Source organism: Rhizobacter sp. (assembly GCF_035702065.1).
Taxonomy (GTDB): Bacteria; Pseudomonadota; Gammaproteobacteria; order Burkholderiales; family Burkholderiaceae_C; genus Rhizobacter.
The window spans coordinates 1-9,510 of the sequence record NZ_DASSRA010000477.1 but is presented as its reverse complement, the minus strand read 5'-3'; the positions used below and the strand labels follow the sequence as shown (position 1 = coordinate 9,510).

The following is a 9,510-nucleotide window of genomic DNA, read 5'->3' as shown; positions in this document are numbered from 1 at the left end:
TGACGAGCGAGCGGATGGAAGCAGCGGTCACTCGCGGCAACAAGCCTGCGACCTCGAGCGCCTATGCGTCGATGGCCTATTCGCGCGGCGCGTCGGCGCTTGGCGTCGCGGTGGCACTCGGCGAAATCAAGGACGAGATCCAGGACGAGGACGTGCTTCGCCGCTACGATCTGTTCTCATCCGTGGCCTCGACATCCGCGGGCATCGAGTTGATGCACAATGTCGTCATCGTGCTCGGCAATTCCGCGATGTCGGCAAGCCCGTTTGAGATCGGGCACGCAGTGATGACCGACGCCATCGACGCAACCGCGATCATCGATGCGCTAGGGAGCGTCGGCCTTGCCGCCGCCCCTCAAGCGAGCGCAGGCCGCGAACTCGTCAACGTCTTTGCCAAGGCGGAGGCCTCGCCTGATGGCACTGTGCGCGGCTTTCGCCACACCATGCTGGAAGATACCGACATCAGCTCCACCCGGCACGCACGCGCCGCGGTCGGCGGATTGATCGCCGGACTGGCGGGCACCGGCGCGGTCTACGTGTCCGGCGGCGCCGAGCACCAGGGCCCGCCCGGCGGCGGCCCCGTCGCTGTCATCGCGCGCCTTGTGCCTGAAAGATAGTCTTTTGCTCCCCAGCAAAATCGGATTTGCTTCCCGCCCACACCCGAGCGCGCACAGACGCCGCGTCCAACTTCACGAAGGGAGCTGCCCATGAACGGCCTTGGCGGACTGAACAAATCGCCTCATGGCGTGGTGATCGGTCTGGTGCAGTTGCAACTGCCTGTTGTCGTGACCAAGGCCGATCTCGCCCGGCAGACCGAACGCATCGTCTGGATGGTCGGCAAGGCCCGGCGCAATCTCTCGACGATGGACCTCGTGGTCTTCCCCGAATATTCGCTGCACGGGCTCTCGATGGACACCAATCCCGAGATCATGTGCCGGCTCGACGGGCCCGAGGTCGCCGCCTTCAAGAAGGCCTGCATCGACAACAAGATCTGGGGCTGCTTCTCCATCATGGAAGCCAACCCCGCCGGCAACCCCTACAACAGCGGCATCGTCATCGACGACACCGGTGCCCTGAAGCTCTACTACCGCAAGCTGCACCCCTGGGTGCCGGTCGAGCCCTGGGAGCCGGGCAACCTGGGCATCCCGGTGTGCGAGGGCCCGAACGGCAGCAAGCTCGCGCTCATCATCTGCCACGACGGCATGTTCCCCGAGATGGCGCGCGAGGCCACCTACAAGGGCGCCGAGATCCTGATCCGCACGGCAGGCTATACGGCACCGATCCGGCATGCCTGGAAGATCACCAACCAGGCCAACGCCTTCTGCAACCTCGTCTACACCGCCAACGTCTGCATGTGCGGCAGCGACGGCAGCTTCGACTCCATGGGCGAGGGCATGTTCTGCCACTTCGACGGCACGGTGATGGTGGAAGGCAGCGGCCGCCCCGACGAGATCATCACCTGCGAGTTGCGACCCGACCTGCTGCGCGAGGCGCGCGCCGGCTGGGGCGTGGAGAACAACATCTACCAGCTCTACCACCGCGGCTACGTGGCGGTGAAGGGCGGCGCGCAGGACTGCCCCTACACCTACATGCACGACATGGCCGCCGGCCGCTACGTGCTGCCGTGGGAGTCGACCGTGCAGGTGACCGACGGCACCTCCTGCGGCTTCGCCGCGCCCACGCGCGACTACGCCGGCCCGGCCCAGCCCACGCTGAAGAAGGTGGCCTGAATGACGACCGAACGCTACATCGCCGCCGACCCCTACCGCTGGCCCTTCGACGGAGACCTGACGCCGCAGAACACCGCGCTGGTCGTCATCGACATGCAGGTCGACTTCTGCGGCGAAGGCGGCTACGTCGACAAGATGGGCTACGACATCTCGCTCACTCGCGCGCCCATCGAGCCCTTGAAGAAGCTCTTCGCCGCCATGCGGGCCGCGGGCTACCCCATCATCCACACGCGCGAAGGCCACAAGCCCGACCTGTCGGACCTGCCGGCCAACAAGCGCTGGCGATCGCGCCAGATCGGCACCCACGGCATCGGCATCGGCGATGTGGGCCCCTGTGGGCGCATCCTCACCATCGGCGAACCGGGCTGGGAAATCATCCCCGAGCTGGCGCCGCTGCCCGGCGAGCCGGTGATCGACAAGCCCGGCAAGGGTTCGTTCTACGCCACCAACTTCGACCTGGTGCTGCGCACGCGCGGCGTCCGCAACCTCATCCTCACTGGCATCACGACCGACGTGTGCGTGCACACGACCATGCGCGACGCCAACGACCGCGGCTACGAGTGCCTGATCCTGTCGGACTGCACCGCGGCCACCGACCACGGCAACCACCTGGCGGCGCTGAAGATGGTGACCATGCAGGGCGGGGTGTTCGGTGCGGTGTCGGATTCGAAATCGGTGATCGAGGTAGTGAACGCATGAACGTCACCATCCGCTCAGCCTGAGGTATCGAAGGCCCGTGCAGGCCGTGCCGGGCTTCGATACCTCAGCCTGAGCGGTCTGTAGTGCGCCAACAGAAGGACATACCGCATGACCGCCCCCCTCGACCCCATTCCCCGCCCCACGGGCGCCCTCGCGCTCGACACCTTCGAGCTCACCAAGCGCTTCGGCGCCTTCACCGCGATGGACAAGGTCTCCCTCAAGGTGCGCCCCGGCACCGTGCACGCGCTGCTGGGCGAGAACGGCGCGGGCAAGAGCACGCTGGTGAAGTGCGTGGTCGGCTACCAGAAGGCGGAAGAGGGCGCGGTGCTGCTCGACGGCCGCGAGCACGACATCGCCACGCCGGTGGTCGCGCGCGAGCTGGGCATCGGCATGGTCTACCAGCACTTCACCGTGGTGCCCGGCATGACGGTGGCCGAGAACCTGCTGCTCGCGCGCGGCAAGCTGCCGGCGGTGATCGACTGGAAGAAGGAGCGCGCCGACCTCGTCGAGTTCATGAAGACCACGCCCTTCAAGCTCGACCTCGACGCCACCCCGCAGGAGCTGTCGGCGGGCCAGAAGCAGAAGCTGGAGATCCTCAAGCAGCTGCTGCTCAAGCCGCGCCTCCTGATCCTCGACGAGCCGACCTCGGTGCTCACCCCGCAGGAAGCCGACGAGGTGCTGGGCCTGCTGCGTGACCGCGCGCACGCGGGCGAGTGCAGCATCATCCTCATCACCCACAAGTTCCGCGAGGTCACGGCCTATGCCGACGACGTGAGCGTGCTGCGCAAGGGCAGGCTCGTGGCGGCGCACCGCGTGGACGAGACCACACCGCAGCAGCTGGCGGGGGAGATGGTGGGCGGTGACGATGACGCCAAGCGCGAGTTCGCCGCGCCGCGCCGTGCGGAGCGCGAGCGCGGTTCGCCGCGCCTGCAGGTGAAGGCGCTCACGGTCGATGGCGACCGCGGCCAGATCGCGGTCGATGGCTTGAGCATCGACGTGCATGCCGGCGAGATCGTCGGCGTGGCCGGTGTCTCCGGCAACGGCCAGCGCGAGTTCGCCGAGGCCCTGGTGGGCCAGCGGCGGCGCGTCTCGGGCGAGGTGCGGGTGGGCTACAACGGCAGCGCCGAGAGCTTCACCGGCACGCGCTCGCAGAACCGGCGCCTCAAGGTGCGCAGCCTGCCCGAGGAGCCTTTGCGCAACGCCTGCGTGGGCGAGCTGAGCGTGTCCGACAACATCGGTCTGCGTGCCTTCGACATCGCGCCGGCCGCACGCATGGGCTGGCTGCGCGGCCGCAGCCTGCGCGAGCGGGCGCGCAAGCTGATCACCGAATTCGGCGTCAAGACGCGCGGCGAGCTGGCGCAGATCCGTTCACTTTCCGGTGGCAACGTGCAACGTGCCGTGCTGGCGCGCGAGCTGAGCGACGACGCCGAGGTGCTGATCGTCAGCAACCCCGTGTTCGGCCTCGACTTCGCGGCCGTGGCCGAGATCCACCAGCGCTTGATGGACGTGCGCAACCGCGGCGGCGCGGTGCTGCTGATCAGCGAAGACCTGGACGAGCTGCTGGCGCTGTCCGACCGCATCGCCGTGATGAGCGGCGGCAAGGTCGTCCATGAGACGGACGCACGCCAGGCGGATCGAAATCGTTTGGGCGCCTTCATGGGTGGGAGTGCACATTGATCACGCTCGCTGCACAGCCCGGCCCCTTCAGCTTCGACCCGGCGCACACCGCGCTGGTGATGATCGACATGCAGCGCGACTTCATCGAGCCCGGTGGCTTCGGCGCCACGCTGGGCAATGATGTCTCGCTGCTCGCGCCGGTGGTACCGGCCGCCGCGGCGCTGATCGACTGGTGCCGCGCCCACGGCGTGCTCGTGATCCACACGCAGGAATGCCACGCGCCCGACCTGTCGGACTGCCCGCCCGCCAAGCGCCTGCGCGGCAAGCCCTCGATGCGCATCGGCGACATGGGCAGCATGGGCCGCATCCTGATCCACGGTGAACCCGGGGCGGGCTTCGTGCCTGAACTGCTGCCGCAAGACGGCGACATCGTCATCGCCAAACCGGGCAAGGGTGCCTTCTACGGCACGCAGCTCGGCGAGGTGCTGAAGTCGCGCGGCATCACCCACCTGATCTTCGGCGGCGTGACCACCGAGGTCTGCGTGCAGACCACCATGCGCGAAGCCAACGACCGCGGCTACGAGTGCCTGATCGTCGAAGAGGCCACCGGCTCCTACTTCCCCGAGTTCAAGGCCTCGGCGCTGGCGATGATCCGCGCGCAAGGCGGCATCGTCGGCTGGACGGCCCGCCTGGCCGATCTGACGGCGCCGGCCACCGCCTGAACGCGGGGCCGCTGGCATGGCAATCGGGCGCGGCAGCGCCTAGTATTCCCCGGGTGGCTGCCCCGGCCACGACATCGTGCGGAAGGAATCGCCATGCTGTCGCACTCGCGTGTCACCACCATGCTGCCGGTCCGCAACCTGGCCCGCGCCCGTGACTTCTACGAGACCAAGCTGGGCCTGGAACCCGGCGGCCTCAAGCCCGACGGCAAGTTCGTCTACAACGCCGGGGGCAGCATCCTGGCGCTGTTCCCCAAGCCCGAAGGCACCAAGGCCGAGCACACCGCGGTGAGCTTCGAGGTGAGCGACATCGTGGCCGAGATCGCGGCCCTCAAGGCGCGCGGCGTGGTGTTCGAGGACTACGACTTCCCTGGCTTCAAGACCGAGAACCACGTCTGCGTGCTCGGTGCCGAGAAGGCCGCCTGGTTCATGGACACCGAAGGCAACTGCCTGTGCATCCACGAGGACCTGCCCGAGGGCTGAGACGCCCAACGCCGTACTTGCCCTTGTCTGCGTGGGCAACGATGATGCCTCCCACCTTCCCCACTCCCCGAGGCATCCATGACGTCATGGCGGAAACCCCTGCTGATGTTCGCCTGGGCCTGCGTGGCCGGCGCCACAAGCGCTGCCCCGCTGGTCTACCCTGACTCGCCGCGACGGCCGGTCGAAAACAACTACCACGGCACCACCGTCAGCGAAGACTACCGCTGGCTGGAGCAGACCGACTCCAAGGAGGTCGTGGCCTGGATCGCCGAGCAGAACGCGCTCACGCGCCAGGTGCTCGATGCGTTGCCACGGCGGCAGGCCATCAAGGCCGAGCTGCTGGAGATGGTGGGCAGCGGCACCGCCACGCGCTACGCCTTCGAGTTCTCGGGCGGCAGGCTCTTCGCCCTCAAGCGCCAGCCGCCCAAGGCGCAGCACATGCTGGTGGTGCTGGCCGGCCCGTCCGACCTGGCCAGCGAGCGCGTGGTGCTCGACCCCACCGTGCTCGACCCGAGCGGCAAGACCACCATCGACTGGTTCAAGCCCTCGCGTGACGGCAAGCTGGTGGCCGTGTCGCTTTCGAAGAACGGCAGCGAAGACGGCACCCTGCACCTCTACCGCACCGACACCGGCCAGGCCCTGCCCGACGTGGTGCCGCGCGTGCAGTACCCCACCGGCGGCGGCAGCGTGGCCTGGGCCCCCGACGGCGAAGGCTTCTATTACACGCGCTACCCGCAGGGCAAGGAGCGGCCACCCGCCGACGCCAACTTCTACCAGCAGGTCTACTTCCACAAGCTGGGCACGCCGTCGCGCAGCGACAAGTACGTGATCGGCAAGGAGTTCCCGCGCATCGCCGAGATCGCCCTGCAGACCAGCGAAGACGGCCGCCACCTGCTGGCCGACGTGGCCAACGGTGACGGCGGCGAGCACGGCTTCCACCTGCGCAGCAACGCCGGGCCGTGGCGGCGCATCGCCAACTACACCGACGGCTTCAGGCGCGTCGAGTTCGGCCGCGACGGCCGTCTCTACGCGCTGGGCCTCAAGGGCTCACCGCGCGGGCGCATCGTCGCCATGACGCTCGGCGACTCCACGGCCAGCCTGACCAGCGCGCCGACCCTCGTGCCCGAGTCGGCCGCCGTGATCGAAGACCTGATGCCCACCGACACGCGGTTGTTCGTGGAAGTGATGGTGGGCGGCCCCACCGAGCTGCGCAGCTACACGCTGGACGGACGCTCGTTCAGCAACGTCAGCGCCCAGCCCATTGCCAGCGTCAACCTGGGCGTGCGCCTGGGCGGCGACAACATCCTCTTCGGCAGCCAGAGCTTCGTGCGTGCCTTCAGCTGGTACGCCTACGACGGCGCGGCCAAGGAGGCCGCGCCCGTGCAGACCGCGCTGTCCGACCCGCCGGCCTTCGCGGTCGACGGCGGGCTGCCGGGTGCCGAGGTCGTGCGCGAGATGGCCACGTCGAAGGACGGCACCAAGGTGCCCGTCAACATCGTGCGCAACAAGGGCACGCCGCTCGACGGCGCGCAGCCGGTGCTGCTCACGGCCTATGGCGGCTACGGCCTGTCGATGCGCCCGCGCTTCTCGCGCCAGACGGTCGCCTGGCTGCGCCACGGTGGCGTGTTCGCCCTGGCCAACATCCGCGGCGGCGGTGAGTTCGGCGAAGAGTGGCACCTGGGCGGCAACCTCACCAGGAAGCAGAAGGTGTTCGACGACTTCATCGCCAGCGCCGAGCTGCTGATCGCGCAGAAGTACACGCGGCCCGACAAGCTCGCCATCGAAGGCGGCAGCAACGGCGGCCTGCTGATGGGCGCGGTGACGGTGCAGCGGCCCGAGCTGTTCCGCGCAGTGGCCACCGCGGTGGGCATCTACGACATGCTGCGCGTGGAGCTCACGCCCAATGGCGCCTTCAACGTCACCGAGTTCGGCACCGTCAAGGAACGTGCCCACTTCATGGCGCTGCTTGCCTACTCGCCCTACCACCAGGTGGAGAACGGCACCGCCTACCCCGCCGTGCTGCTCACCACCGGCGTGCACGACGGGCGCGTCGAGCCCTGGATGTCCTACAAGATGACGGCCCGCCTGCAGGCTGCCAACCCCGGTGGGCGGCCGGTGCTGCTGCGCGTGGCGTCCGATGCGGGGCACGGCATCGGCACCTCGCTTGCCAGTGAGGTCGAGGAGCAGGCCGACAGGCTCGCCTTCCTGTTCGATCAGCTCGGCATGCAGTAGGTGAAAGGAGGCAGACCGTGGCCAAGCGAACGCAGGCCACGGCCTGGGCCACCACCTTGCAGCGCAGCTGGACCGCGATGGCGCGGCACGGGCTGCGCGCAGGTTCGCAGGCAATGCAGCAGGCCGTGCAGCAGGCGGCGAAACGCGCCGTAAAGACTGCCGCCGCCTCGGCCCGATCCCCGCGCGGCGAGGGCGACTGGATCGCCGGCGTGGCCGTCGGCCTGAACGGCATGCGGCGCTTTCGCCTCTACCGCCCGCCGGGCGTTCGCTTCGGCGAACAGTTGCCCATGATGGTGATGCTGCACGGCTGCGGGCAGGACGCGAAGAGCTTCGCGCTCAGCACCCGCATGAACCGCCTCGCCGCGCGCGAGCGCTTCCTCGTGCTCTACCCCGAGCAGGACCGCGTGGCCAACGCCCAGGGCTGCTGGAACTGGTTCGACACCCGCTCCGGCCGTGCGCATGGGGAGGCCGCGCTGATCATGAAGGCCATCGACCAGGTGTGCCTGCTCTACGGCGTGGACCGGGCGCGCATCGCGGTGGCCGGGCTGTCGGCCGGGGCCAGCATGGCGGCCTTGCTGGTCACGCGCCATCCCGAGCGCTTCAAGGCGGTGGTGATGCACTCGGGCATCCCGCCCGGGACGGCGCACTCCACGCTGTCGGCGGTGAGCGCGATGCAGGGCCGCCGCCGTGCCACCGACCCCATCGCGCCGCAGCCCGGCGCGGCCGAATGGCCACCGCTGATGGTGATCCACGGCGGCACCGACCGTGTGGTGGCGGCCAGCAACGCGCAGGCGGCAGCCCAGGCCTGGGCCAGCGCGGCAGGGGCACGCGCCTTGCCGGGGCGAAGCGTGCAGCGGGGCAAGCGCTACGGCATGACGGTGACCGAGTTCAAGCGCCGCGGCAGCGCGGTCGCCACGCTGGTGGAGGTCGATCACCTCGGCCATGCGTGGAGCGGTGGCGCCGCCCGGCAGCCCTACAGCGACGTGAAGGGGCCGGATGCGTCGCGCATGGCATGGCGCTTTGCGGCGCGGCAGTTCCGGTCGTCCGCACAGCAGGAGGTGAGCGCAGCATGAGCAGCAACCGTCATTCAGAAAGCCGGAACACCTACCGGCGTGCGGGGAGTGTGTCCGAGCTGACCGAGAAGAACATCCGCGCCATCGTCGAGCTCGAGAACAAGGCGCGCTCCAACGAGAGCCGCATGCAACGCGTCGCGCACGCCGTGGCCAGCTTCTGCGGCACGCTGCCCTTCCTCTGGGCCCACGTGCTGTGGTTCGCAGGCTGGATCACCTTCAACACGCTCGGCCCGCAGCCTCACATCGACCCCTACCCCTTCACCTTTCTCACGCTGCTGGTCTCGCTGGAGGCTATCTTCCTGTCCACCTTCATCCTGATCAGCCAGAACGAAGAGACGCGGCTCACCGAGCGCCGCAATGCACTCGACCTGCAGATCAACCTGCTCACCGAACAGGAGAACACCAAGATGCTGCGCATGCTGGGCAAGATTGCCGACAAGCTCGGCATCCCCGACGACGACCCCAGCAGTGCCGTGCTGGAGCAGGCCACGCGGCCCGACAAGCTGGCGGCGCAGATCGACCGCATCAGCGGCGAGGCGAAGTAGGAGTCGCAAACGGACCTAGACTTCCGCACCTTCTGCAGACAGCGGAGCCTTCCATGACCCTGCTCATCCTCGGCCTTGTGCTCTTCCTCGGCGTTCACTCCGTCTCCATCGTCGCACCCGCCTGGCGTGACGCCATGGCCGCGCGCGCCGGCCTGGCGTGGCGGGCCGGCTACGCGCTGATCGCCATCGCCGGCTTCGTGCTGATCGTCCACGGCTACGGGCTGGCGCGGCAGTCGCCGGTGGTGCTCTACACGCCGCCGGCCGGTTTGCGCCATCTGGCCTTGCTGCTCTTGCTGCCGGTGTTCCCGCTGCTGTTCGCGGCCTACCTGCCCGGGCGCATCAAGGCGGCGGCCAAGCACCCCATGCTGGCCGCCACCAAGCTGTGGGCGCTGGCGCACCTGCTGGCCAACGGCAC

Annotated in this window: 10 protein-coding genes; all 10 read left to right on the top strand. The window is 68.7% G+C overall.

Annotation, left to right across the window (positions count from 1 at the left end; translation table 11 throughout):
• Positions 1–614: ring-opening amidohydrolase (locus VFL64_RS21195; protein WP_489542369.1), on the top strand; the 614-nt coding region annotated here is incomplete at its 5' end.
• A 90-nt stretch (positions 615–704) separates the two neighbouring features.
• A complete protein-coding gene (locus VFL64_RS21190; protein ID WP_489542368.1) occupies positions 705–1,727 on the top strand; it encodes a formamidase in 1,023 nt (340 codons plus the stop codon).
• Positions 1,728–2,426 (top strand): biuret amidohydrolase, encoded by a 699-nt coding sequence (gene biuH / locus VFL64_RS21185; RefSeq protein ID WP_489542367.1) that lies wholly within the window; start codon positions 1,728–1,730, stop codon positions 2,424–2,426.
• A gap of 108 nt (positions 2,427–2,534) precedes the next feature.
• Positions 2,535–4,103, top strand: a complete 1,569-nt coding sequence (locus tag VFL64_RS21180; RefSeq protein ID WP_489542366.1) for an ABC transporter ATP-binding protein — start codon at positions 2,535–2,537, stop codon at positions 4,101–4,103.
• Positions 4,100–4,765, top strand: coding sequence for a cysteine hydrolase family protein (locus VFL64_RS21175; protein WP_489542365.1), 666 nt, complete (start codon positions 4,100–4,102; stop codon positions 4,763–4,765). Before VFL64_RS21180 ends, VFL64_RS21175 begins: the two co-directional genes overlap by 4 nt.
• Before the next feature lie 93 nt (positions 4,766–4,858).
• A complete protein-coding gene (locus VFL64_RS21170; RefSeq protein WP_489542364.1) occupies positions 4,859–5,245 on the top strand; it encodes a VOC family protein in 387 nt (128 codons plus the stop codon).
• Between the two features lie 78 nt (positions 5,246–5,323).
• A complete protein-coding gene (locus VFL64_RS21165; protein ID WP_489542363.1) occupies positions 5,324–7,477 on the top strand; it encodes a prolyl oligopeptidase family serine peptidase in 2,154 nt (717 codons plus the stop codon).
• Positions 7,478–7,494: 17 nt separating this feature from the next.
• On the top strand, positions 7,495–8,550 hold the full coding sequence (locus VFL64_RS21160) for an extracellular catalytic domain type 1 short-chain-length polyhydroxyalkanoate depolymerase (RefSeq protein WP_489542362.1): 1,056 nt from the start codon (positions 7,495–7,497) through the stop codon (positions 8,548–8,550).
• Positions 8,547–9,095, top strand: a complete 549-nt coding sequence (locus VFL64_RS21155) for a DUF1003 domain-containing protein (RefSeq protein ID WP_489542361.1) — start codon at positions 8,547–8,549, stop codon at positions 9,093–9,095. The genes VFL64_RS21160 and VFL64_RS21155 overlap by 4 nt, the downstream gene beginning before the upstream one ends.
• Before the next feature lie 53 nt (positions 9,096–9,148).
• Positions 9,149–9,510 (top strand): NnrU family protein (locus VFL64_RS21150; protein ID WP_489542360.1); only part of this gene is annotated, 362 nt, incomplete at its 3' end.